Source organism: Serratia sp. PAMC26656 (assembly GCF_016469055.2).
Taxonomy (GTDB): domain Bacteria; phylum Pseudomonadota; class Gammaproteobacteria; order Enterobacterales; family Enterobacteriaceae; genus Serratia; species Serratia plymuthica.
On sequence record NZ_CP150486.1, the window covers coordinates 5453084 to 5478375 of the forward strand.

A 25292-nucleotide genomic window follows, 5' to 3' on the forward strand; every position below is an offset into this window, starting at 1 on the left:
TTAGGCGCGTATTTGTTGTGATGTTGGTTGCTGGATCTCAACGCAGGAGACGTCCATCAGTTTGCTTAACTGTGATGACAGTAGATCCACCGGGCGCTGGCTGGCAACGGTCAATTCAATATTGATGTTGTCGGTATTCACCGCTGAAACCATATTCATAGCACAAACCTGAAAGCCGCGATGACGCACGACGCGCAATACGCGCTCTAACATTTCAGGACGAAAACGTGCCTGGATCGAGAGTTGATGCTGCATCATGACATTTTCTCCAACATGGTTTCGTTGCCGGCGCCCGGCGGCACCAGCGGCCAGACGTTTTCGAGTTCATCAATGGACACATGCAGCAGATAAGGCCCTTCGCTGTTGAGTAAGGCGTCGAGAGCGTCTGCCACTTGGTCTTTGCGGGTAATGCGCTGGCCGGGAATACCGAAGGCATTGGCCAACATCAGGAAATCGGGGTTATCGGACAGGTTGGTTTCACTGTAACGACCGTCAAAAAACAGCTGCTGCCACTGTCGAACCATCCCTAAACGCTGGTTATCCAGTAAAACGATTTTCAGCGGCAGCTGTTTTCGTTTTATGGTACCCAGCTCTTGCACGTTCATCATGAAGGAACCGTCGCCCGACACGCAGATCACCGTATCCTGCGGCCGCGCCATTTGGGCCCCCACTGCGGCCGGCACACCGAACCCCATGGTGCCCAGGCCGCTGGACGTGATGAAGTTTTCCGGGCGTTCAAAGGTCATGTGCTGCGCGGTCCACATCTGGTGCTGGCCCACGTCGGTGGTAACCACAGTATTGGCCGGTTTGCGCTCGGATAACTGTTTCAACAGCAGCGGCGCGTAGATCGGCTGGCCTGGGTGATCGTAACGCCAGGTATGGGTTTCTTTCAGCTCAGCGACCCGCTGCTGCCAGGTGCTGATATTCAACGGCTGCTGCAGTGCCGGCAGCAAAGCTTTCAAATCGCCCTGCAATGCCACGTGCGCCTGACGCAGCTTGCTCATCTCCGCCGGGTCGATATCCATGTGGATCACCTTGGCGTGCGGAGCGAACGCGTTCAGTTTGCCGGTCACGCGATCGTCAAAACGCGCGCCGACGGCGATCAGCAAATCGCATTCCTGCACCGCCAGGTTGGCGGCCTTGGTACCGTGCATGCCCAGCATGCCGAGATAATAGGCATGTTCCGCGTCTGGCGCGCCCAGCCCTTTCAACGTGGCGACGCTTGGCATCTGGGTCACGGCGATAAACTCGCGCAACGCTGGCACCGCCTGCGCCATGCCAACCCCACCGCCAACGTACAGCATCGGTTTGTGCGCCTGCGCCAGCAACTCCGCGGCTTGCACCAGCTCTGCCGCCGGGTAGTTCAGTTCTTCCACTACCGGCATCAGGTGCGGGTGCAGATCACCCTGCGCCAGCTGGATGTCTTTCGGGATATCGATCAGCACTGGGCCTGGGCGACCACTGCCGGCGATGGCGAAGGCTTCCGCCATGATGCCCGGCAGCGCGTCCAGTGATTCCACCAGGAAGCTGTGTTTGGTGCAGGCCAGAGACAGACCGAGAACATCGATCTCCTGAAAGGCATCGGTGCCGATCAGCGCAGAACCTACCTGACCGGTGATAGCCACGACCGGCACAGAGTCCAGCAGCGCATCGGCCAGGCCGGTGATCAGATTGGTGGCACCAGGGCCGGAGGTAGCGATACAAACGCCGACTTTGCCGGTTGAACGGGCATAGCCGATGGCGGCCATTGCGGCGCCTTGTTCGTGGCGGCACAGCAGGTGTTCCACCCCGCCGTCATACAGTGCATCGTAAACCGGCATGATTGCGCCGCCCGGATAGCCGAATACCGTATCAACACCCTGCGCACGCAACGCTTGTACTACCCACTGAGCCCCGTTCATGGTTATTTCCTCGCCTTACTTCGACAACCACAGGATTTTGTTCTGTTATTCATTCTCTTATCCTTGCTTCACTTTTCTTATGCCAATAAAAAACCCCCGGACCTTACGGTGCGGGGGTTCTCTTGCGATTCCGGCTTGTTTTCTAAGCCTTTCTTCGTCCAAGTGCAGCCCCGCACGGTGGGATAATAATCACCACCACGCTAATCACGACTAGGCTAATCACTTGGGCAAAGGCTTTCATAATAGGTTTGTTCACTGTGCTCGTTTCGAACTAATGCCTACAGAGGTACCATAGTCACGCTCGGCATGACAACACTTTTTTTGCGTTATTATTCGACGCAATCTGGTCATACCTCACGCAAACTACCGCGATTTCAAACGTTAGCGTGCAGGCTTGGGGTTTTCACCTCGCCAGAGATTGCCTGGCCGCGCGTATCCTTGCCGAAGAACACCAACAGTGCGATAACAATCGCCACCGTGCCGGCAATGATCGCCATCGCCAGCCCATAGTTGTGGCCATGGTGAGCGGCAATCGTTGCCTGCAATGTCGCATTCACCGACGCAATCAGATTCCCCAGTTGGTAAACGAACCCCGGCAGCACCGCACGAGTATTGGCCGGTACCAGCTCGGTGAGATAGCTCGGAACCACGCCCCAGGCGCCCTGCACCATGAATTGCATCAAAAATGCGCCAATCCCGAGCATCAGCGAACCGCTGGAAAACGCCCACAGCGGGATCACCGGCAAGGCCAGCAGCGCAGCGATGATAATTGCTTTCCTGCGGCCGATTTTTTCCGACAGCGCACCGAAGAAAACCCCGCCGATAATTGACGCGATATTGTAGCTAATAGCGATGATACTGACGGTTTTAGCATCGAAACCATGCTGAACTTTCAGAAACACCGGATACATATCCTGGGTGCCGTGCGAGAAGAAATTAAACGCGGCCATCAGCAGCACCAGATAGCCGCACAGTTTCCAGTGGCTCTTCAGCACCGGCAGCAACGCGCTGCTTTCCTTGCGTTCACGCGCCGCCAGCCACACCGGCGATTCCTGTACGCAATAGTAAATAAACGGCAACAGCAAAATCGGCGCTGCACCGATAACAAACATGCCACGCCAACCCACCACCTTAAACAGCAAACCGTATACCACTGCCGCCAACAAATAACCAAACGGATAACCAGCCTGGAAAATCCCCGACATCAGGCCGCGTGAACGGTTCGGGATGGTTTCCATCGCCAGCGATGACGCCACGCCCCAAATCCCGCCCATCGCCACGCCGTACAATACCCGTAACAGCAAAAATACCGCCAACGACGGCGCCGCAGCGGACAGCAGCTCAAACACCGAGAAGAACACGATATTCAGCATCAAAATCGGTTTGCGGCCGTATTTTTCCGCCGCGCGGCCGAAGATCAGCGCGCCGATCGGACGTACTGCCAGCGTCAACAGGATCGCCAGCGTCACCTCTTCCATGCCGACATGAAAAGATTGCGCGATATCGCTGAGCAAAAACACCAGCACGAAGAAATCAAACGCATCGAGCGTCCAGCTTGAAAAGCTGGCGATAGCCGCATTGCGTTGCTGCGGGGTCCAACCAAACATAGTGTTATCCCTACTCTCGCGTACGAAGTCATGAGGTTTAGCGGCTGCCGTGGCGGAACGCGTCGGCGGTCGGAGTTTGTTAATTAAAGGGCTTTTATTTTAACTAATTGTTAAATACACCCATCCCACCTCTGTCTGCAACAGGGCTAGCCCGCTAATGTGTTGCAGCGTTCGCGTAATTGTTAAGGGGTATTGCCATCACTTGCGATGCGCTTCGCAGAATATTTATATCCATTTGAAATAAAAGATCTAAATTACGAACCTTTACGCAAACTATTTAACGCTGCCGCGCTCCGGGGGCGCGAATCCCGCATCATGTTGCCTTCAGAAAGGAGAGCAATATGTCACTGGCGGTTATCTATACCCGGGCAACGATGGGCGTTCAGGCCCCTTCGGTGACGGTCGAAGTACATATCAGTAACGGGCTACCCGGCCTGACAATGGTCGGGCTGCCGGAAACCACGGTGAAAGAGGCCCGCGATCGGGTACGCAGCGCGTTGATCAACAACGGTTTCACCTTTCCCGCCCGACGCATCACCGTCAACCTGGCTCCAGCCGATCTTCCCAAAGAGGGCGGCCGTTACGATCTGCCTATTGCCCTGGCAATCCTCGCCGCCTCCGAACAGCTGCCGGCCGATCAGCTGGCGCGCTATGAGTTCCTTGGGGAGCTGGCGCTCTCCGGCGCTCTGCGGGGAGTAAGCGGCGCGATACCGGCCGCGCTGGCGGCAATGGATGCCGGAAGACAGCTGATTCTGGCGGCAGCCAATGGTAAGGAAGTGGGCCTGATTGCACAGAGTGAAAGCCGGGTGGCGGAACATCTGCTGGAAGTGTGCGCCTTTCTGTTGGGCAAAGGTGTTTTACCGGTGGCCAGCGCCCCAGCCGCCGCCGAAACCCGGCAGGAGCCCGCCGATCTGCAGGATATTCTGGGCCAGGAACAGGCCAAGCGTGCGCTGGAGATCGCCGCAGCAGGAGGGCATAACCTGCTGCTGGTCGGCCCGCCGGGTACCGGGAAAACCATGTTAGCCAGCCGCCTGAACGGCCTGCTGCCGCCGCTGACCGACCGGGAGGCGCTGGAAAGCGTGGCCGTAGCCAGTCTGCTGCATCACCCTGCCGAAACGCTGCCATGGCGCCAGCGGCCATTTCGCGCACCGCATCACAGCGCCTCAATGGTCGCGCTGGTTGGCGGTGGCTCACTGCCGCGACCGGGGGAAATATCCATGGCGCATAACGGCGTACTGTTTCTGGACGAGTTGCCGGAATTCGAACGGCGCGTGCTGGATGCCCTGCGTGAACCGTTGGAGTCTGGCGAAATCGTCATTTCACGCGCCAGCGCCAAGGTCTGCTTTCCGGCCAGGGTGCAGTTGATCGCCGCAATGAATCCCAGCCCGACAGGACACTACCAGGGCATGCATAACCGTGCGTCGCCGCAACAGGTCTTGCGCTATCTCGGGCGGCTTTCAGGGCCGTTTCTCGATCGTTTCGATTTATCGATTGAGATGCCGTTGCTGCCGCCAGGCGTGCTCAGTAAAAAGCGCACCGGCGGAGAAAGCAGCATTCAGGTACGTGAACGGGTATTGCAGGCGCGTGAAAGGCAACTCTGCCGGGCAGGAAAAATCAACGCCCTGTTGAGTAATCCCGAAGTCGAACGGGATTGTACGCTCAGCGCACCGGATGCCGATTTTCTTGAGACGACGTTAAACAAGTTGGGATTATCGGTTCGCGCCTGGCAACGAATTTTAAAAGTGGCACGTACGCTGGCGGATTTGGCGGGGGATCGGGATATTGATAAGCGTCACCTGAGCGAAGCGCTTGGCTACCGCTGTATGGACCGACTGTTGCTGCAGTTGCATCGCAGCCTGGAATAAAAATGGGGCCCGCAGGCCCCATTTTTATCAATCGTCGCTTTCGGTGTAGTCTTCCACCGCATCAGCCTGCGGCTTGCCACCGGACAGGGTATGGAATTTTTTCGGACGACGTGTGCGCGCCAGATATTTAGCCCATACTTTTTCCTGCTCGGTTACCGGCTCACGTTCACCGTGGCACACTGCGACGAACAGCTGTTCTTCTTCAGTGGCCGGCTGGCGTTTGCCTGCGTCCAACTCGTTGAACGCATACCCGAAGCGCTCTAGCAATTGCGCTTCTTTAATGGTGAAATCGCCGTGACGGGAGAACCCGCGAGGATAATGTTTATTATCAAAAAAACGATTGGTCGTGGTGAAGCTATCCGCCATCTGACACGCTCCTAATTCTCTCATGGCCGTGCTGTTTATGGCGCGGAGTATTAGATAGGCTTGACATTGTGTAAAACAAAACATTTAAATCTTAACGATAAAAATTTCTGGAGATAGGTGTGGATACCGAATTACTGAAAACCTTTTTGGAGGTCAGTAGAACGCGTCACTTTGGCCGAGCCGCGGAATCCTTGTACTTAACGCAGTCTGCGGTCAGTTTCCGCATCCGCCAGTTAGAAAACCAATTAGGCGCGAATTTATTCACCCGTCACCGTAACAATATCCGCCTGACGCCAGCCGGAGAGCGGCTTCTGCCCTATGCTGAGAGCCTGATGACAACCTGGCAGTTGGCAAAAAAAGAGGTGGTGCGTTCGCTGCAGCACACCGAATTATCCATCGGTGCCACCGCATCTTTGTGGGAGGCCTACCTAACCCCGTGGCTGCAATCGCTCTATCAGCAACGTGAAGCGTTACAACTTGAAGCCAGGGTTGCGCTACGGCATTCTTTGGTAAAACAGCTGCATGAAAGACAGCTCGATTTGCTCATCACGACCGAACCGCCAAAGATGGATGAGCTGGCCAGCCAGCTGCTGGGTAATTTCTCGCTGCGGCTGTTCTCTTCTACTCTACGTGATAAGCATGCGCCGATGCCGTATATCAAGCTGGAATGGGGGGCAGACTTTCATCCGCAAGAAAGCCGCATGTTGGAAAGCGATAATCTGCCGGTGCTTACCACCACCTCGGCACACCTGACCCGCCAGTTACTGGAAACCACCGGCGGCTGCGCCTTCCTGCCCAGCCAGTGGGAGAAGGACTATCCACAGTTGGTGGCGACCCCCGAAACCCCGGCGATTATCCGCCCGCTGTACGCTGTGTGGCTGCAAAATAGCGACCAGCAGCCACTCATCCGGCAATTGCTGAAAATACCTTTAAACACCGCAGCCTAAGACGCTATAGCGGCTTTAGTCGGGGATGGCGTGGTTTGGTTCGTCTGTTGAGCCAAAATGCGCTCATCGCCTTCTGGAGGCCGATAAAGCAGAACAACAGGATGCCGATGACGATTTTGGTCCACCATGAGCTGAGCGTACCGTCGAAGGTGATATAGCTCTGAATCAGCCCCTGGATCAGCACGCCAAACAACGTGCCCAGCACGGTACCGACACCGCCGGTCAACAACGTGCCACCAATCACCACGGCGGCAATGGCATCCAGCTCGACACCGCTGGCCGCCAGCGCATAGCCCGCAGAGGTATATAACGAGAAAATAATCCCGGACAGCGCCGCCAGCGTGCCTGAAAGCATATAAATCAGCACCGTCGTGCGTTGTACCGGCACACCCATTAATGCCGCAGATACCCGATTGCCGCCGATGGCATAGACGTTATGGCCGAAGCGCGTGCGGTGCGCCAGCACCATGCCAACCGCCACCACCAACAGCATCACCAACGCTAACAGCGTGAAGCGGCCGCCACCCGGCAGTTTCCAGGCGTAGTTCGCCAGCGTCGCATACAGCGGATGATCAATGGGTATCGACTCTTCCGAAAGGATAAAACTCATGCCGCGTACGAAGAACATACCAGCCAGCGTGATGATAAATGCCGGTAGCTTGAGCGCATCAATGATCCAGCCCATCAGAGCGCCAAACGACGCCCCCATCAACAGAGCAATGACGAACGCATAGCCCGGTGCAATGCCGTAAACGCCGATCAGCTTGGCCAACAATACGCCGGTGAAGGCGATCACCGAGCCAACCGACAGATCGATACCGCCGGACAGGATCACAAACGTCATCCCCACCGCCACAATGCCGAGAAACGCGTTGTCTGTCAGTAAATCGCACCATACCCGCGTTGACGCAAAGCTGGGAAACTGGGTTAGACAAAATCCGTAGCCCAGAAGAAAGACCACGAGGGTAATCAACAGTGACAGATTACGTTTGATCATGGCTTTCGTCTCCTTAACAGCCGATGCAACGATACGCTCGGCGATTGAATCATCAGCACCGCCAGCACCACTATCGCCTTCAGTACCAGATTGAACTCCGGCCGATAGCCGGACAGTAGAATGCCGGTATTCATCCCCTGGATAATCAATGCCCCCACTACCGACAACAGAAGATTAAAACGGCCGCCCAGCAAGGATCCTCCGCCAATCACCACCGCTAAAATCGCATCCAGCTCCAGCCACAGTCCGGCATTGTTGGCATCTGCACCACGGATATCCGCAGTCACAATAATCCCCGCCACGGCGGCGCACAGCCCGCAGATCACATAGACCGCCATGACCACCCAACGCGTACTCACCCCCGCATTGCGCGCCGAGCGCAGGTTAATCCCCACCGCCTCGATGAACAGCCCCAGCGCGGTTTTGCGCGTCAGCAGCCAGATCAACAACAGCATCGCGGCGGCAATGATCGCCGGCATCGGCAAATACATCAGCGCGCCGCTGCCCAGTTGCGCCAAACCTTCGCGTTCGAAAGTGACGATTTGCCCTTCAGTGATCAGCTGTGCAATACCGCGCCCGGCCACCATCAACATCAGTGTGGCGACAATCGGTTGTATCTGCAGCACCGCGACCAGAAATCCGTTCCACAGACCACACAACGCCCCCACGGCCAGCGCAGCGGTCAGCACGTAACCCAGTGGATAGCCCGCGCTGGTCAGCGTTGCCGCCGTAGCACCGGCGATTGCCATCACGGCCCCCACTGAGAGGTCGATACCGCCGGTGGCGATCACCAGCGTCATGCCCAAGGCAAGCAACGCCACCGGCGCTCCGCGGTTAACGATGTCGATCACGCTGCCAAACAGACGGCCATCCTGAATGTGAATGGAAAAGAAATTCGGGGCGACCAGGCTGTCGATCAGCAAAATCGCCGCCAACGCTCCCAACTGCGTCGCCCCGGCCGGGAATACCCATTTGACTTTGCGTGGTCCACCGGTCATGGAGAAGCTCCTGTGGTTCATCCTGCCCCCTGTTGCACAGCAATAGCCTGCATAATCGCAGGTACCGTAATAGTCGTATGCTCAAGCTGCGTAACGTGTTTCCTGTCGCGCAATACCACGATGCGATCGGCATATCCCGCCAGTTCCTCCAACTCAGAAGAGATCACCAGCAGCGCTAATCCTTCATCACACAACCTTTCGATCAGCCGGATAATTTCTGCATGCGCACCAACGTCAATCCCGCGCGTCGGTTCATCCAGGATCAGAAAACGGGGTTTGGTTGCCAACCAACGCGACAGCAGCACCTTCTGCTGATTCCCTCCGGACAGGTATTGGATCTGTTGCTCCGGGCCCGGCGTGCGGATACCTAATAATTGGATAAAACTCTCGGCAATGCGGGTTTGCTCTCGTAGCGAGAGCGGCTTTAACCAGCCGCGCTGAGCCTGCAGAGCCAGAATGATATTTTCTCGCACCGTCGCAGCACCGATAATTCCGTCGGTTTTACGATCCTCCGGGCAATAACCGAAGCCGAGATTGGCAGCTTTGCGCGGTGTGCGAATATTCACCGCGCGGCCCTCCACTTTCGCACTGCCGCTATCATGCGATTTGATGCCAAATATCAGTTGGGCCGTTTCGGTTCGCCCCGAACCGAGCAGGCCTGCCAATCCGACAATCTCACCCGGCCTTATTCTCAGATCGAAGGGTTCAACCATGCCACGACGCCCGTAGCCGTTAAATTCGACCAGCGGAGACGCATCCGTCGGTACATGCTCGCCCCGCTTGAGCAACGACTCGTCAAAGGCGTGACCGAGCATCATCTGGACCAGCTCCAGCCGTGGCAAGTCGTTGGCAGGCTTGGTACCCACCAACCTACCGTTGCGCAGCACGGTAATGCGATCGCTGATGCGGTAAACCTGATCGAGGAAATGAGTGACAAAGATCATGCCTATCCCCTGCGAACGCAGCTGACTGAGAATATCCAGCAGCATGGTGACTTCTTTAGCATCCAGGCTCGCAGTGGGTTCATCCAGGATCAGGACTTTGGCTGAAAGATCGACCGCCCGGGCGATGGCGACAATCTGCTGGATCGCAATCGAGTAGTTGCCCAATGGCTGGCTGGCATCCAGCTGCAACCCATAGCCCTGCAAAAGTTGCTGGGCCCGCCGCAGCATGGTTTTTTGATCGACCAGGCCGAAACGGGTAGGTTCGCGGCCGATAAACAAATTGGCAGCCACCGAGATATTCGCCAGCAGGTTAACTTCCTGATAAACCGTACCAATCCCCAACGCCTGCGCTTGAGCGGTGCTTTGCGGCGCAATGGCTTTGCCCTCCAGCAGGATTTCACCGGCAGAACGCTGATAAACCCCGGTCAGCGCTTTGATTAGCGTGGATTTCCCCGCGCCGTTTTCACCCAACAACGCCATGATCTCTCCGCGCTGCAGCGTGAAATCAACCTCTTCCAGCGCCTTTACGCCAGGAAACTCGACGGATAATCCTTTAATCGCCAATAACGTGGTCTGAGATGCGGCCATCTTTTGTCCCGTCGGTGAGTGGATTAATAACCCATGCTTTTCTTCAGCTCGAATTCCTGTTTTGCGGTATCGGGCTGCAGCAGTTTCGATTCGGTCTGAATAAACTTCGCGGGTTGCGTGCCGTCTTTCTTCATCGCCAACAGCGCGTCGAACGCAGGACCAGCCATATTCGGTGTCAGCTCGACCGACGCATTGGCCTCGCCATTGATCATCGCTTTGAAGATATCGGGAACACCGTCGATGGAGACAATTTTAATTTGTGAGCCTGGTTTCAAGCCGGCTTCTTTGATCGCCTGAATGGCACCTATCGCCATATCGTCGTTGTGAGCGTATACGGCGCAGATATTTTTGCCGTTCTGCTCAGCCTTGATGAAACTTTCCATCACTTCTTTACCCTTGCTGCGGGTGAAGTCACCAGATTGCGAACGGATAATTTTGACGTTGGCGGTGCTGGCGATCCCGTCAGCAAAGCCTTTCTTGCGGTTGATTGCGACGCTGGCGCCCACGGTGCCTTGCAGTTCCACCACGTTACAAGGCTTACCGGCAACCTCTTTGACCAGCCACTCCCCCGCAACTTTGCCTTCATGCACACTGTCCGATGCCACAGCAGCGGTATACAGCGAGGGATCGTTCACTTCGATCATCCTGTCGAGCAGGAATACCGGGATTTTGGCCTCTTTCGCCTCTTGCAGTACCGGGGTCCAGCCGGTAGCGACCACTGGCGCAATAAAAATAGCGTCAACGCCCTGGGCAATAAAAGATCTTACCGCTTTGATCTGGTTTTCCTGTTTTTGCTGCGCATCGGCGATTTTCAGCGTAATTCCACGCTTTTCCGCTTCTTGTTTCGATACTTTGGTTTCCGCCGAGCGCCAGCCCGATTCAGAACCAATCTGAGAAAAGCCGACGACCAGCGGTGCTGCCTGTGCCGAACCGATCAATGCGCCAGTAATGGCGGCCGCTAACAGCAGACGTTTAACCATGTTGTTCTCCTCGCTTTGCCCAGGGATGTGACTCCCTCCGGCAGGGGTAGTCGTTGTTGTATATGCTGCCTATTTTTCTGGTGGAGTTGGCGGCCAAAAGGTTGGGCGCTACTTAGTTGTAGTTGAAAATCAGGCGGGAATAATGAGCAGCATCACATCGCGGTAGAACAACCATTTTGTACATGGATTCAGCTAAAAATGTCTAAATTGGGAACGATTTCAGAGGAGTTTTTAGGCAATTTTTCAGAGGAGTAGCGAAAATTTAGAAAATGTAGAAAGCAAAAAAAACCCTTCGCTTTCGCGAAGGGTTTTTAATATGGCAGGGGCGGAGAGACTCGAACTCGCGACACCCGGTTTTGGAGACCGGTGCTCTACCAACTGAGCTACGCCCCTAAATCTCGCTTAACATTATGCCTGCTAAAATTAGCAGGCATAATTTAAATAAGTGGCGGAACGGACGGGGCTCGAACCCGCGACCCCCTGCGTGACAGGCAGGTATTCTAACCAACTGAACTACCGCTCCACCGATTCTTTTACGTTGCACCTTTCGATGCAGGCAAAACCGCGCTTGGCGATCCTGCTCATTACCAGGTGTCATGCTGATAACGTTTATTTGATGCCTGGCAGTGTCCTACTCTCGCATGGGGAGACCCCACACTACCATCGGCGCTACGGCGTTTCACTTCTGAGTTCGGCATGGGGTCAGGTGGGACCACCGCGCTATTGCCGCCAGGCAAATTCTGTTTCATTCCAACCGCTTCACTCTCGTGTCGCCATTGAAACCAATCTCGGAACTTCGCTGAAAATCTACACCAATCTCTCTAAAACACCTTCGGTGTTGTAAGGTTAAGCCTCACGGATCATTAGTACTGGTTAGCTCAATGCATCGCTGCACTTACACACCCAGCCTATCAACGTCTTAGTCTTAAACGTTCCTTCAGGGGCCTTAAAGGCCCAGGGAAGACTCATCTCGAGGCAAGTTTCGCGCTTAGATGCTTTCAGCGCTTATCTCTTCCGCACTTAGCTACCGGGCAATGCCATTGGCATGACAACCCGAACACCAGTGGTGCGTTCACTCCGGTCCTCTCGTACTAGGAGCAACCCCTCTCAATCTTCCAACGCCCACGGCAGATAGGGACCGAACTGTCTCACGACGTTCTAAACCCAGCTCGCGTACCACTTTAAATGGCGAACAGCCATACCCTTGGGACCTACTTCAGCCCCAGGATGTGATGAGCCGACATCGAGGTGCCAAACACCGCCGTCGATATGAACTCTTGGGCGGTATCAGCCTGTTATCCCCGGAGTACCTTTTATCCGTTGAGCGATGGCCCTTCCATTCAGAACCACCGGATCACTAAGACCTACTTTCGTACCTGCTCGAGCCGTCACTCTCGCAGTCAAGCTAGCTTATGCCTTTGCACTAACCTCACGATGTCCGACCGTGATTAGCTAACCTTCGTGCTCCTCCGTTACTCTTTGGGAGGAGACCGCCCCAGTCAAACTACCCACCAGACACTGTCCTCACCCCGGATTACGGGGCCGAGTTAGAACATCAAACATTAAAGGGTGGTATTTCAAGGTTGGCTCCACGCAGACTGGCGTCCACGCTTCAAAGCCTCCCACCTATCCTACACATCAAGGCTCAATGTTCAGTGTCAAGCTATAGTAAAGGTTCACGGGGTCTTTCCGTCTTGCCGCGGGTACACTGCATCTTCACAGCGAGTTCAATTTCACTGAGTCTCGGGTGGAGACAGCCTGGCCATCATTACGCCATTCGTGCAGGTCGGAACTTACCCGACAAGGAATTTCGCTACCTTAGGACCGTTATAGTTACGGCCGCCGTTTACTGGGGCTTCGATCAAGAGCTTCGCCTTGCGGCTGACCCCATCAATTAACCTTCCAGCACCGGGCAGGCGTCACACCGTATACGTCCACTTTCGTGTTTGCACAGTGCTGTGTTTTTATTAAACAGTTGCAGCCAGCTGGTATCTGCGACTGGCTTCGGCTCCAAGAGCAAGTCTCTTCACCTACGCGCCAGCGTGCCTTCTCCCGAAGTTACGGCACCATTTTGCCTAGTTCCTTCACCCGAGTTCTCTCAAGCGCCTTGGTATTCTCTACCTGACCACCTGTGTCGGTTTGGGGTACGATTCTGTGTTACCTGATGCTTAGAGGCTTTTCCTGGAAGCTTGGCATCAACTACTTCTGCACCGTAGTGCATCGTCATCACGCCTCAGGGTTGAATAAGAGAACGGATTTACCAATTCTCTCCCCCTACACGCTTAAACCGGGACAACCGTCGCCCGGCTAGCCTAGCCTTCTCCGTCCCCCCTTCGCAGTAACACCGAGTACAGGAATATTAACCTGTTTCCCATCGACTACGCCTTTCGGCCTCGCCTTAGGGGTCGACTCACCCTGCCCCGATTAACGTTGGACAGGAACCCTTGGTCTTCCGGCGAGCGGGTTTTTCACCCGCTTTATCGTTACTTATGTCAGCATTCGCACTTCTGATACCTCCAGCAACCCTCACAGGCCACCTTCAACGGCTTACAGAACGCTCCCCTACCCAACAACGCCTAAGCGTCGCTGCCGCAGCTTCGGTGCATGGTTTAGCCCCGTTACATCTTCCGCGCAGGCCGACTCGACCAGTGAGCTATTACGCTTTCTTTAAATGATGGCTGCTTCTAAGCCAACATCCTGGCTGTCTATGCCTTCCCACATCGTTTCCCACTTAACCATGACTTTGGGACCTTAGCTGGCGGTCTGGGTTGTTTCCCTCTTCACGACGGACGTTAGCACCCGCCGTGTGTCTCCCGTGATAACATTCTTCGGTATTCGGAGTTTGCATCGGTTTGGTAAGCCGGGATGGCCCCCTAGCCGAAACAGTGCTCTACCCCCGAAGATGAGTTCACGAGGCGCTACCTAAATAGCTTTCGGGGAGAACCAGCTATCTCCCGGTTTGATTGGCCTTTCACCCCCAGCCACAAGTCATCCGCTAATTTTTCAACATTAGTCGGTTCGGTCCTCCAGTTAGTGTTACCCAACCTTCAACCTGCCCATGGCTAGATCACCGGGTTTCGGGTCTATACCTTGCAACTATTCGCCCAGTTAAGACTCGGTTTCCCTACGGCTCCCCTATACGGTTAACCTTGCTACAAAATATAAGTCGCTGACCCATTATACAAAAGGTACGCAGTCACCCAACAAAGTAGGCTCCCACTGCTTGTACGTACACGGTTTCAGGTTCTATTTCACTCCCCTCGCCGGGGTTCTTTTCGCCTTTCCCTCACGGTACTGGTTCACTATCGGTCAGTCAGGAGTATTTAGCCTTGGAGGATGGTCCCCCCATATTCAGACAGGATGTCACGTGTCCCGCCCTACTCATCGAACTCACAGAATGTGCATTTTAGTGTACGGGACTATCACCCTTTACTGTGCGACTTTCCAGACGCTTCCACTAACACACAAACTGATTCAGGTTCTGGGCTGTTCCCCGTTCGCTCGCCGCTACTGGGGGAATCTCGGTTGATTTCTTTTCCTCGGGGTACTTAGATGTTTCAGTTCCCCCGGTTCGCCTCATACGACTATGTATTCATCGTATGATAGTGCAACGAATTGCACTGGGTTTCCCCATTCGGGTATTGCCGGTTATAACGGTTCATATCACCTTACCGACACTTTTCGCAGATTAGCACGCCCTTCATCGCCTCTGACTGCCTAGGCATCCACCGTGTACGCTTAGTCACTTAACCTCACAACCCGAAGGTGTTTCTGTAAACAGAAAACACTGTCGTGCTGTTTATTTGAGAGACTCTATGACAGGTTACTCCTTACCCCAATACATCTACGGAGGGATAAGTTTCAGCTGTCATGTTTCAATTTTCAGCTTGTTCCAGATTGTTAAAGAGCAATATCTTAAACGTGACTCTTACGAATCAGTTTTAAGATTTTTTGATATGGTGGAGCTAAGCGGGATCGAACCGCTGACCTCCTGCGTGCAAGGCAGGCGCTCTCCCAGCTGAGCTATAGCCCCATATCAGAAAAGCATTTTTACACCCTGTCTACTACCTTCGCCAATTCGCTTCTCGTCAAAGCGAAGGCTTACAACGTTTACTGACGTAAACATGTGAGTCGACAACGCAGGATAGGAGGGAATTGGTGGGTCTGAGTGGACTTGAACCACCGACCTCACCCTTATCAGGGGTGCGCTCTAACCACCTGAGCTACAGACCCGACAAGGTGCTTTAAGACTTAACCGATAAGATTAAGCCTTATGCTCTCTTTCATTTCATCAGACAATCTGTGTGAGCACGCCACTCGAATCAATATCATTAGGTAAGGAGGTGATCCAACCGCAGGTTCCCCTACGGTTACCTTGTTACGACTTCACCCCAGTCATGAATCACAAAGTGGTAAGCGCCCTCCCGAAGGTTAAGCTACCTACTTCTTTTGCAACCCACTCCCATGGTGTGACGGGCGGTGTGTACAAGGCCCGGGAACGTATTCACCGTAGCATTCTGATCTACGATTACTAGCGATTCCGACTTCATGGAGTCGAGTTGCAGACTCCAATCCGGACTACGACGTACTTTATGAGGTCCGCTTGCTCTCGCGAGTTCGCTTCTCTTTGTATACGCCATTGTAGCACGTGTGTAGCCCTACTCGTAAGGGCCATGATGACTTGACGTCATCCCCACCTTCCTCCGGTTTATCACCGGCAGTCTCCTTTGAGTTCCCGACCGAATCGCTGGCAACAAAGGATAAGGGTTGCGCTCGTTGCGGGACTTAACCCAACATTTCACAACACGAGCTGACGACAGCCATGCAGCACCTGTCTCAGAGTTCCCGAAGGCACTAAGCTATCTCTAGCGAATTCTCTGGATGTCAAGAGTAGGTAAGGTTCTTCGCGTTGCATCGAATTAAACCACATGCTCCACCGCTTGTGCGGGCCCCCGTCAATTCATTTGAGTTTTAACCTTGCGGCCGTACTCCCCAGGCGGTCGATTTAACGCGTTAGCTCCGGAAGCCACGCCTCAAGGGCACAACCTCCAAATCGACATCGTTTACAGCGTGGACTACCAGGGTATCTAATCCTGTTTGCTCCCCACGCTTTCGCACCTGAGCGTCAGTCTTTGTCCAGGGGGCCGCCTTCGCCACCGGTATTCCTCCAGATCTCTACGCATTTCACCGCTACACCTGGAATTCTACCCCCCTCTACAAGACTCTAGCTTGCCAGTTTCAAATGCAGTTCCCACGTTAAGCGCGGGGATTTCACATCTGACTTAACAAACCGCCTGCGTGCGCTTTACGCCCAGTAATTCCGATTAACGCTTGCACCCTCCGTATTACCGCGGCTGCTGGCACGGAGTTAGCCGGTGCTTCTTCTGCGAGTAACGTCAATGCAATGTGCTATTAACACATTACCCTTCCTCCTCGCTGAAAGTGCTTTACAACCCTAAGGCCTTCTTCACACACGCGGCATGGCTGCATCAGGCTTGCGCCCATTGTGCAATATTCCCCACTGCTGCCTCCCGTAGGAGTCTGGACCGTGTCTCAGTTCCAGTGTGGCTGGTCATCCTCTCAGACCAGCTAGGGATCGTCGCCTAGGTGAGCCATTACCCCACCTACTAGCTAATCCCATCTGGGCACATCTGATGGCGTGAGGCCCGAAGGTCCCCCACTTTGGTCCGTAGACGTTATGCGGTATTAGCTACCGTTTCCAGTAGTTATCCCCCTCCATCAGGCAGTTTCCCAGACATTACTCACCCGTCCGCCGCTCGTCACCCAGAGAGCAAGCTCTCCTGTGCTACCGCTCGACTTGCATGTGTTAGGCCTGCCGCCAGCGTTCAATCTGAGCCATGATCAAACTCTTCAATTTAAAAGTTCGATTTGCTTCAACTCGTGAAGCGATGCTCAAAGGTTACTAAATGAATTTTACTTCAGTAGTCACTCTTCAAGACTTGATATTTTTTCGTACCCGAAGGTACTGGATATCGTCTTGTGGAGTGCCCACACAGATTGTCTGATAAATTGTTAAAGAGCGTTCGTTACTGAGATAACTCTCGGTAACGCGGGAGGTGCATATTACGCTTTCCCGCTGAAGAGTCAAGCTTTTTTCTTATTAAGAAACGGTGTTTTCACCGGCTTGCTTCTTCCTGGCTGGGCGACTGGCTCTCGTTAGAGGAGTCGTTGTTCCCGGTCAGTGGAGGCGCATTATAGGGAGTTCTCAGAAGGCCGCAACCCCTAATTTCAATATTTTTTCCAACCGTTGAATGTTTAACCAAAACTCTGTTAAAGAGGCAGTTTTTTCAACGATTTAAAGCCATATCCCTGCAAAACGGGCAATAAAGCATCAGTGTCTTCATTCAACGCCATGCAATACGCCAGATTATCTTCCTGAGTCGACACCAGATTTTCCTGCGAAGAAATAAGCCAAGCGGTACGACGGGCAATAGCCGCGCCGGAATCCACCAGTCGGGTTCCCTCAGGCAACACCTGCATTAACTCTTCTGCTAATAGAGGGAAGTGGGTGCAACCGAGTACCACGGTATCCGGCGGCTCGCGCATGCTCAGCCATGGATGCAGAATTTTCTTCAGCGTGGCCAGCGGTACGGCTTCACCGTGCAGCTTGGCTTCCGCCAGTTCCACCAGCTCTGAAGATCCCAATAGCTCGATCTTGCAATCGGTAGCGAAGCGGACAATCAACTCATGGGTATAAGTGCGCTGTACGGTACCGCGAGTAGCCAACAGCCCGACAACGCCATTGGCGGTCAAGCGGGCAGCAGGTTTAATCGCGGGCACTACGCCCACTACCGGGAAGGTAAAGCGTTCACGCAGCGCCGGCAGCGATACGGTACTGGCGGTATTACAGGCGATGACGACAATCGCCAGAGGATGCCGCTGTTGCACCGCGCTGACAATCTCCAGCACGCGTTCAACGATAAACTCTTCGGATTTCTCGCCGTAGGGGAACGCCACATTATCGAAGGCATAGATATAGTGGAGGTCCGGCAGCAATTGCCGAACCTCCTGATACACCGACAGCCCGCCGACACCGGAATCAAATACCAGCACCGTCGGGCGGGGCGTCGCGGTGGTGTTAGAAGGTATAGCTTCCAGTGAGGTAGTATTCTCTTCCTGGAGTAGCGTAGCCATAAGCCGTCTCATAATCTTTATCAAACAGGTTGGCAATTCTACCACGAACTGTCAGATGAGATGTGACCGGATACGAAACTGCGAGATCCCACAGGCTGACGCCGCCGAGTTTGACTGTGCGTGTAGTGTAACCACTGTAGTCGCCGTCGTAGCGTTCACCCAGATAATGGTAGGTTACAGCCCAATCGAAGTCATGTACCTGCCAATCCAGCTCATACTTCACCTGCTGTTTAGCACGACGCAGCAGCACTTCGTTGGTTTTTGCATTACGTGGATCAACATAGTCATAACCAATTTGGTGGGCCAACGGCCCGGTATCAAAGGAAGCCGTAGCTTCAACACCTTTAATGGTTGCCTTATTGACGTTGTAGTAAGCAGAACCAGAACCGCTGGATGCATAACCGATCAAGTTATCTATATCGTTACGATACCCGGTGACACGCCAGGTAACCGGCCCGGTTAACCCCTCAAAACCACCTTCCCACTGTTTGCTTTCCTCTGGCTTCAAATCCGGGTTGCCGCCAAAGCTGCCGTATTGTTGCCCCAGATTCGGTGCTTTAAACGCAGTACCGTAGGAAGCAATTGCACGATAACCCTCAACAAACTCCCACGCAGCACTGGTTTGCCAAGTGCCATGCCAGCCATATTGCGAATTATCGTCACCGCGTACAGCCCCTTCCAGGGTAAAGGCATCAATTTGTTGCTGCCCCGTCAGATAAATCCCGGTATTACGCTGGCTCTTGCTATCGGTGATGTAAGCTGTGCCTGGCTCAATTTTCTGATCCTGCCAATCAACACCCGTACTGATGTTGCCATTGGCAACCTGGAACGTATTACCCCACTGCACATTGTATTGTGTGGAATCATCCAAAGTTGCAGAAGCAGAATAAGGGCCATACTTGGGATCGTAGTTATAGTCCTTACTGTGGCTATAGCTGGCAATCAACTGAGTGGCATAAATACCGTCCTGGTAACGTAGGCCGCTATCCCAACTTTGGCTATAGAGCTGACGGGTATCCGGCAGTGCGTCTGAATGTGCCGGGTCGGAATAGCTGTAATTACCATCATAAGCCGTACGGTTGTCATAACCGTAGCCGCGAACAAATCCGCTGAAAGCCTCATTAAACTTATGATCTATGCTGCCATACAGAGACTTACTCATGAAACCGTCGCGGTCAGTTTGCGCCGGGTTACCAAAGCTGTCTGGCAGATTCGCCACCACGTCATACCCTTTGGTATAGGTGTAGTTACCGGCGAGGGTCGCAACCGTGCTGTCGCCCAACTGTTGCTGAGTGGACGCATCGTAGGCTTGATAGCCGTTTGACCCCATGCCGGCGGAAAGCGTGGTGCCATTCTTCTCGCGGGTAGTAATAATGTTGACCACCCCGCCGATGGCATCAGATCCGTACGCTGCCGAACGCGGCCCACGGATATATTCGACTTTTTGCACCAGCGAGATCGGGATCTGGCTGAGGTCGGAAGAACCGCTGACACCGGCCTGATTAAGGCGAATTCCGTCAACCAGCACCAGCACGTGGCTGGAATTGGTGCCACGGATAAACAACGAGCTTTGCTGCCCCAAACCGCCGTTTTGCGCAATATCCACGCCCGGCAAACGACGCATCACGTCGGTCAGGCTTTTTGCCTGCCAGCGGTCGATTTCGTCACGGGTAACGACAGAGGTGGGTGCCAGCACGGAAGAAACCGGCTGTGAAAAACGGTTGGCGGAAACCACCAGGTCATCGCTGTTATTGGCTTTGGTGTTGTCTTGCGCCCATCCAGAAAAAGCCGTGATGGAAGAAACCACCGCCAGCAGTGTATTTTTTGTAATTGTCATGAAAAAGCATCCAAACTTAATTGGCGGATGCCGCAGGATCATGGCCGGTATTTCGCGACGGCCACGGGCATTGCGACGTAACACCGGCAGGTCTTCGGGCTTGGGAGTTGCGGGTGGCCTGTGAGCTACCAGCACCGGGCGATGACTTCCCATCCTGCAATGGACAGTGTCTGCGTAAAACGCTATCGCCGTGACTTCCCCTTACCGCTGCGCGTCAGCTCCGGATTCGAACCGGATTCCCTTTTCACTCGCTGCTTGAGGCCGGACGACAATGCTACGATCAATGTAAATAGATGTCTAGACTGCTATCAGTGTTACAAATAATAAACACGACAAAACTGGACTTCACGGACTGATTCCCTACAATCCCCGCTGATCAATTTTGCCTGACGAGAAGAAACATGACGCCCGAGAACTTGCCTATTGAACGTTACGATGACCAACTGGCGGAGAAAACTGCCCGGCTGAAAACGCTGATGTCACCGTTCACGGCACCCGAGCCGGAAGTGTTCCGCTCGCCGGTAAGCCACTACCGCATGCGCGCCGAATTCCGCATCTGGCATGATGAAGACGAGATGTACCACATCATGTTTGATCAGCAGACCAAACAACGCATCCGCGTCGACAAGTTTCCTGCCGCCAGCGAATTGATTAACCGCCTGATGAGCGCCCTGATCGTTGCCATCAAGCCGGAGCCGATTCTGCGCCGCAAGCTTTTCCAGATTGACTACCTGTCGACCCGCAGCGGCAAAATCATTGCCTCACTGCTGTATCACCGCAAACTGGACGACGAATGGCAGCAGCAGGCAGAAAAGCTGCGTGATGATCTGCGCGCTCAAGGCTTTGACCTGCAACTGATTGGCCGCGCGTCTAAAATGAAAATCATGCTGGATCAGGATTATGTAGACGAAGTCCTTCCGGTCGCTGGCCGCGACATGATCTATCGCCAGGTGGAAAACAGCTTCACCCAACCGAATGCGGCGCTGAATATACAGATGCTGGAATGGGCGCTGGACGTAACCACCGGTTCTAAAGGCGATTTGCTGGAGTTGTATTGCGGTAACGGTAACTTCTCTTTGGCATTGGCGCGTAACTTCGAGCGGGTTCTGGCTACCGAAATCGCCAAACCTTCGGTCGCTGCGGCACAGTACAATATTGCGGCCAACCAGATCGATAACGTGCAGATTATCCGTATGGCAGCGGAAGATTTCACCCAGGCGATGAACGGGGTACGGGAGTTTAACCGGCTGAAAGGTATCGATCTGAGCAGCTATAACTGCGAAACCATTTTTGTCGATCCGCCGCGCAGCGGGCTGGACGATGAAACGGTAAAAATGGTGCAAGCCTATCCGCGTATTCTGTATATCTCATGCAACCCGGAAACGCTGTGCGCCAATCTGGAAACGCTGCAGGAAACTCACCGAATCAGTCGTCTGGCGCTGTTTGATCAGTTCCCGTACACCCATCATATGGAATGCGGTGTACTGTTGGAAAAGCGCGTTTAACCTGACAGGGGCGCCGTTGCTGCGCCCCTGTCCAACCTTTACGCCTGCGTATTCCCCTCCAGCGCCTTGCGCGCCTTCAGCTTCACGCCAATCCAGAGCACCAGCGCCACAGCGACAATCGCCGGCAAGAAGTTAGAGCCAATCTGCGGGTATTCCGCACGCACAATCGCACTGTATAACAGCACCCCCAGCAGGAAACAGGCTGCGGCCAGTTTCGGCATGCCATCCGGCATGGCGCGGTGCTGATAGCGTTGATGCAGGCAGTACACCGCCAGAGCCAAAGCAATTATCGGGAAAATAGAAAACGGCACTACCGAGCTGAACAACGCGGCAAACGAACCGTTGATTGAAAGGCCGGCAATCAACGCCAGCAGTAAAGTGCCATTCTCACGGCCTGATTTTTCCATCATTTTCTACCTTTATACGTGGGACACAGAAGCTTTTTCTTGCTCGCGGCGATACCAGTAATAAGCGCCCTTGGAAATCATCCGCAGTTGCAACACTAAACGTTCCTCGAGCCGACGCCGTTGGTCGATGTCAATGTCCAGCGCTTCGGCACCGGCGCTGAACACGATAGTCACCATGGCTTCCGCCTGCGCTTCGGTGAAGCTGCGCGGCATATGGTTTTCCAGCTCGAGGTAATCCGCCAGTTCGGCGATAAAATGTTGGATCTCACGCGCCACCGCCGCACGGAAGGCGGCCGAAGTACCGGAACGCTCACGTAACAACAGGCGAAAGGCGTTGGGGTTATTGCCGATAAACTCCATAAAGGTGGAGACCGAAGTGCGGATCACACTACCGCCCTTGGCGATACGCTGGCGCGCCTGCCGCATCAGTTGGCGCAGCATCAGGCCACTCTCATCGACCATGGTTAGCCCAAGCTCGTCCACGTCACGGAAGTGGCGGTAAAATGACGTTGGCGCGATGCCCGCCTCGCGTGAGACTTCGCGCAAACTCAGGCTGGCAAAGCTGCGTTCGGCGCTTAGCTGGCTGAATGCCGCCTCAATGAGGGAACGACGAGTCCGTTCTTTTTGTTGTGCTCTGACGCCCATATGCATATCCAGATAAGATCCATTCATTGAGTCTAACGCCGTGGAGTCGGCAATATAGCAAATTTTATTGCAACAGCATTTATACAAACGCGTCCTGTCACAGTTTCAGCCTGTACCATTTGTGCTTTGCCTCAAAAAGCCTAATGGTGATTGGGCGCTCAGCGCTATGATGTTAAGATACCGTTGTAATTTTGTATAAAAACAGGTCTCTCCTACATGCAACAGCACTATCAATTTGATGCCATTGTAATTGGCTCGGGCCCTGGTGGTGAAGGTGCCGCTATGGGGCTGGTGAAACAGGGCGCCCGCGTGGCCGTTATCGAACGGTACAATAATGTGGGCGGCGGATGTACTCATTGGGGTACCATCCCGTCCAAAGCCCTCCGCCACGCCGTCAGCCGCATTATCGAATTCAACCAGAACCCGCTTTACAATAATTCACGCACGCTCAGTGCAACCTTCCCTGACATTTTACGCCACGCCGATAACGTCATTAATCAGCAAACCCGAATGCGCCAGGGTTTCTATGAACGCAACCAGTGCAAACTGTTTGCTGGCGATGCGCGCTTTATCGACGCCAACACCGTCAGCGTCAGCTACATGGATGGCACCCAGGACACCATCCGCGCCGATCATATCGTGATCGCCTGCGGCTCGCGCCCTTACAACCCGTCGAGCGTAGATTTTAACCATCCACGCATTTATAACAGCGACTCAATTCTCGAACTGAGCCACGAACCACGCCACGTAATCATTTACGGTGCCGGAGTCATCGGCTGCGAATATGCGTCGATCTTCCGCGGCCTGAACGTGAAGGTGGATCTGATCAACACCCGCGATCGCCTGCTGGCGTTCCTCGATCAGGAAATGTCGGACTCGCTGTCTTACCACTTCTGGAATAACGGCGTGGTGATCCGTCACAACGAAGAGTTCGAGAAGATCGAAGGCACCGACGACGGCGTAATCGTTCACCTGAAATCCGGCAAGAAAGTGAAAGCGGATTGCCTGCTGTACGCCAACGGGCGTACCGGTAACACCGATTCACTCGGGCTGGAGAATGTCGGTCTGGAGTCAGACAGCCGCGGCCTGCTGAAAGTGAACAGCATGTACCAGACCGCGCTGTCGCACATTTACGCCGTGGGTGACGTGATTGGTTATCCGAGCCTGGCATCCGCCGCTTACGATCAGGGCCGAATCGCCGCACAGGCGATCGCCTCCGGCGAAGCCAGCGGGCATTTGATCGAAGACATTCCGACCGGTATCTACACCATTCCGGAAATCAGCTCCGTCGGTAAAACCGAGCAGGAACTGACGGCAATGAAAGTGCCGTATGAAGTGGGCCGCGCCCAGTTCAAGCATCTGGCACGTGCGCAAATTGCCGGGATGAACGTCGGCAGCCTGAAGATCCTGTTCCATCGCGACACCTTGCAGATCCTCGGGATCCACTGCTTCGGCGAGCGTGCGGCGGAGATCATCCACATCGGTCAGGCGATCATGGAACAGAAAGGTGAAGGCAATACTATCGAATATTTCGTTAATACGACCTTCAACTATCCGACCATGGCCGAAGCCTACCGGGTGGCAGCGCTAAACGGCTTAAACCGCCTGTTTTAACGTGGTACTGAAGTAATTCTGCATGTGCTCGCGGATCGCCTCGGCCAATTGCTCATAACGGCTGCGCAATGGGGAGCCGGGGCGGTACACCAGCGCAATGGTGCGCTTCGGCTCCGGTTTATAACAGTCGAGGTAGCAGACGCCGTCTCGCTCACGCTGCGGCGGTACCGCAAGCGTTGGCAACAGGGTAATGCCGCTGCCTGCCGCCACCATATTGCGCAGCGTTTCCAGACTGGTCGCGCGGAAGTGAGTATCCTCGTCCGCTCCCGCCTGGAAGCAAAAACCCATCGCCTGATCGCGCAGGCAGTGGCCATCTTCCAGCATCAGCAGTTTTTCGCCCGCCAAATCCGGCATCGCTACGCGATCGCGCTGTGCCCAAGGGTGATCTGAATACACCGCCAGCTTCATCGGCTCATCAAATAGCGGTACTTCGATAAAGGCCTCCGTTTCCTTCACCAGCGCCAAAATGGCACAGTCCAGCTTGCCGCTGTCGAGCTGCGCCAGCAACTGATGGGTCTGCGCTTCATGCAGGTACATTTCCAGCTTGGGAAAGGTTTTGTGCAAGGTAGGAATGATCTGTGGCAGCAAATAAGGCCCGACGGTCGGGATCAAGCCGATATGCAGCGGCCCTGACATCGCTTCCCCTTGTTGGCTGGCCATCTCTTTCAGGACTTTGACTTCGCGCAGCACGGTACGCGCCTGCTCCACCAGCAACAGGCCCGCCTGGGTGAATAACACCTTGCGGCTGGTACGTTCGAGCAGCATCACGCCCAGTTCGTCTTCCAGCTTGCGGATCTGCCCACTTAGCGTGGGTTGGCTAACATGGCATGAATCGGCGGCACGGCGGAAATGCCGATGCTCGGCCAAGGCGACCAGGTACTCTAAATCACGAATATTCATTTTTTCCCTCCAGACCATGATAGCTCATGGCGATAG

General features: G+C 54.4%; 18 protein-coding genes, 4 tRNA genes, 3 rRNA genes and 1 riboswitch. Of the genes, 4 read left to right on the plus strand and 21 right to left on the minus strand.

Annotated elements, in window-relative coordinates; genetic code table 11:
- The 4 genes from ilvM to JEM67_RS26515 form a co-directional block, all read right to left on the minus strand.
- Positions 1–258, minus strand: coding sequence for an acetolactate synthase 2 small subunit (gene ilvM, locus JEM67_RS26500; RefSeq protein ID WP_004951714.1), 258 nt, complete (start codon positions 256–258; stop codon positions 1–3).
- A complete protein-coding gene (ilvG, locus tag JEM67_RS26505; protein ID WP_199639519.1) occupies positions 255–1901 on the minus strand; it encodes an acetolactate synthase 2 catalytic subunit in 1647 nt (548 codons plus the stop codon). Before ilvG ends, ilvM begins: the two co-directional genes overlap by 4 nt.
- 142 nt (positions 1902–2043) lie before the next feature.
- Positions 2044–2142, minus strand: a complete 99-nt coding sequence (ilvL, locus tag JEM67_RS26510) for an ilv operon leader peptide (RefSeq protein WP_013814970.1) — start codon at positions 2140–2142, stop codon at positions 2044–2046.
- 133 nt (positions 2143–2275) lie between these two features.
- Positions 2276–3508, minus strand: coding sequence for an MFS transporter (locus tag JEM67_RS26515; RefSeq protein ID WP_199639517.1), 1233 nt, complete (start codon positions 3506–3508; stop codon positions 2276–2278).
- 341 nt (positions 3509–3849) lie between these two features.
- Between JEM67_RS26515 and JEM67_RS26520 the strand changes: the two genes are divergently transcribed.
- Complete coding sequence (locus JEM67_RS26520; RefSeq protein WP_199639515.1) at positions 3850–5373, plus strand: YifB family Mg chelatase-like AAA ATPase; 1524 nt, start codon at positions 3850–3852, stop codon at positions 5371–5373.
- A 27-nt stretch (positions 5374–5400) separates the two neighbouring features.
- On the opposite strand, the gene JEM67_RS26525 is transcribed toward JEM67_RS26520, so the two are convergent.
- The gene (locus JEM67_RS26525) at positions 5401–5739 is read right to left on the minus strand and encodes a DUF413 domain-containing protein (RefSeq protein WP_004951725.1); all 339 of its coding nucleotides are present in this window, start codon (positions 5737–5739) and stop codon (positions 5401–5403) included.
- A 119-nt stretch (positions 5740–5858) separates the two neighbouring features.
- Between JEM67_RS26525 and hdfR the strand changes: the two genes are divergently transcribed.
- On the plus strand, positions 5859–6686 hold the full coding sequence (gene hdfR, locus JEM67_RS26530) for an HTH-type transcriptional regulator HdfR (RefSeq protein WP_013814973.1): 828 nt from the start codon (positions 5859–5861) through the stop codon (positions 6684–6686).
- Between the two features lie 4 nt (positions 6687–6690).
- Here the strand turns inward: hdfR and yjfF are convergent, their stop codons facing one another.
- The 13 genes from yjfF to btuB form a co-directional block, all read right to left on the minus strand.
- Positions 6691–7683 carry a galactofuranose ABC transporter, permease protein YjfF gene (gene yjfF / locus JEM67_RS26535; RefSeq protein WP_013814974.1) on the minus strand — a complete coding sequence of 331 codons (993 nt, stop codon included), beginning with the start codon at positions 7681–7683 and terminating at the stop codon, positions 6691–6693.
- A complete protein-coding gene (gene ytfT, locus JEM67_RS26540) occupies positions 7680–8702 on the minus strand; it encodes a galactofuranose ABC transporter, ATP-binding protein YtfT (RefSeq protein ID WP_143760048.1) in 1023 nt (340 codons plus the stop codon). The genes yjfF and ytfT overlap by 4 nt, the downstream gene beginning before the upstream one ends.
- Positions 8699–10213 (minus strand): galactofuranose ABC transporter, ATP-binding protein YtfR, encoded by a 1515-nt coding sequence (gene ytfR, locus JEM67_RS26545; RefSeq protein WP_199639512.1) that lies wholly within the window; start codon positions 10211–10213, stop codon positions 8699–8701. Before ytfR ends, ytfT begins: the two co-directional genes overlap by 4 nt.
- A gap of 23 nt (positions 10214–10236) precedes the next feature.
- On the minus strand, positions 10237–11193 hold the full coding sequence (ytfQ, locus tag JEM67_RS26550) for a galactofuranose ABC transporter, galactofuranose-binding protein YtfQ (RefSeq protein WP_199639510.1): 957 nt from the start codon (positions 11191–11193) through the stop codon (positions 10237–10239).
- 317 nt (positions 11194–11510) lie between these two features.
- Positions 11511–11586 (minus strand) — tRNA-Trp (locus JEM67_RS26555).
- A 53-nt stretch (positions 11587–11639) separates the two neighbouring features.
- Positions 11640–11716, minus strand: a tRNA-Asp gene (locus tag JEM67_RS26560).
- Between the two features lie 95 nt (positions 11717–11811).
- Positions 11812–11927, minus strand: a 5S ribosomal RNA gene (gene rrf / locus JEM67_RS26565).
- 108 nt (positions 11928–12035) lie between these two features.
- A 23S ribosomal RNA gene (locus JEM67_RS26570) occupies positions 12036–14945 on the minus strand.
- A gap of 205 nt (positions 14946–15150) precedes the next feature.
- A tRNA-Ala gene (locus tag JEM67_RS26575) sits at positions 15151–15226 on the minus strand.
- A gap of 123 nt (positions 15227–15349) precedes the next feature.
- Positions 15350–15426, minus strand: a tRNA-Ile gene (locus JEM67_RS26580).
- Between the two features lie 103 nt (positions 15427–15529).
- Positions 15530–17071, minus strand: a 16S ribosomal RNA gene (locus JEM67_RS26585).
- The 16S, 23S and 5S rRNA genes sit together here with 4 tRNA genes alongside, the layout of an rRNA operon.
- 413 nt (positions 17072–17484) lie before the next feature.
- Positions 17485–18348, minus strand: a complete 864-nt coding sequence (murI, locus tag JEM67_RS26590) for a glutamate racemase (protein ID WP_199637631.1) — start codon at positions 18346–18348, stop codon at positions 17485–17487.
- Positions 18293–20185: a TonB-dependent vitamin B12 receptor BtuB gene (btuB, locus tag JEM67_RS26595; protein ID WP_199637639.1), complete on the minus strand. Its 1893-nt coding sequence runs from the start codon at positions 20183–20185 to the stop codon at positions 18293–18295. The genes murI and btuB overlap by 56 nt, the downstream gene beginning before the upstream one ends.
- Positions 20186–20253: 68 nt before the next feature.
- A riboswitch (cobalamin riboswitch) is annotated at positions 20254–20462 on the minus strand.
- A gap of 124 nt (positions 20463–20586) precedes the next feature.
- Here btuB and trmA point away from each other — a divergent pair.
- The gene (trmA, locus tag JEM67_RS26600) at positions 20587–21690 is read left to right on the plus strand and encodes a tRNA (uridine(54)-C5)-methyltransferase TrmA (protein ID WP_013814980.1); all 1104 of its coding nucleotides are present in this window, start codon (positions 20587–20589) and stop codon (positions 21688–21690) included.
- 38 nt (positions 21691–21728) lie between these two features.
- Here the strand turns inward: trmA and JEM67_RS26605 are convergent, their stop codons facing one another.
- On the minus strand, positions 21729–22097 hold the full coding sequence (locus JEM67_RS26605) for a YijD family membrane protein (RefSeq protein WP_006328796.1): 369 nt from the start codon (positions 22095–22097) through the stop codon (positions 21729–21731).
- A 12-nt stretch (positions 22098–22109) separates the two neighbouring features.
- Positions 22110–22742 carry an HTH-type transcriptional repressor FabR gene (fabR, locus tag JEM67_RS26610; protein WP_006317771.1) on the minus strand — a complete coding sequence of 211 codons (633 nt, stop codon included), beginning with the start codon at positions 22740–22742 and terminating at the stop codon, positions 22110–22112.
- 216 nt (positions 22743–22958) lie between these two features.
- On the opposite strand from fabR, the gene sthA reads away from it, so the two are divergent.
- Positions 22959–24356, plus strand: coding sequence for a Si-specific NAD(P)(+) transhydrogenase (gene sthA / locus JEM67_RS26615; RefSeq protein ID WP_013814982.1), 1398 nt, complete (start codon positions 22959–22961; stop codon positions 24354–24356).
- Here the strand turns inward: sthA and oxyR are convergent.
- Complete coding sequence (gene oxyR, locus JEM67_RS26620) at positions 24339–25256, minus strand: DNA-binding transcriptional regulator OxyR (protein WP_013814983.1); 918 nt, start codon at positions 25254–25256, stop codon at positions 24339–24341. The two genes, sthA and oxyR, sit on opposite strands and share 18 nt — an antisense overlap.
- Between the last annotated feature and the right edge of the window lie 36 nt (positions 25257–25292).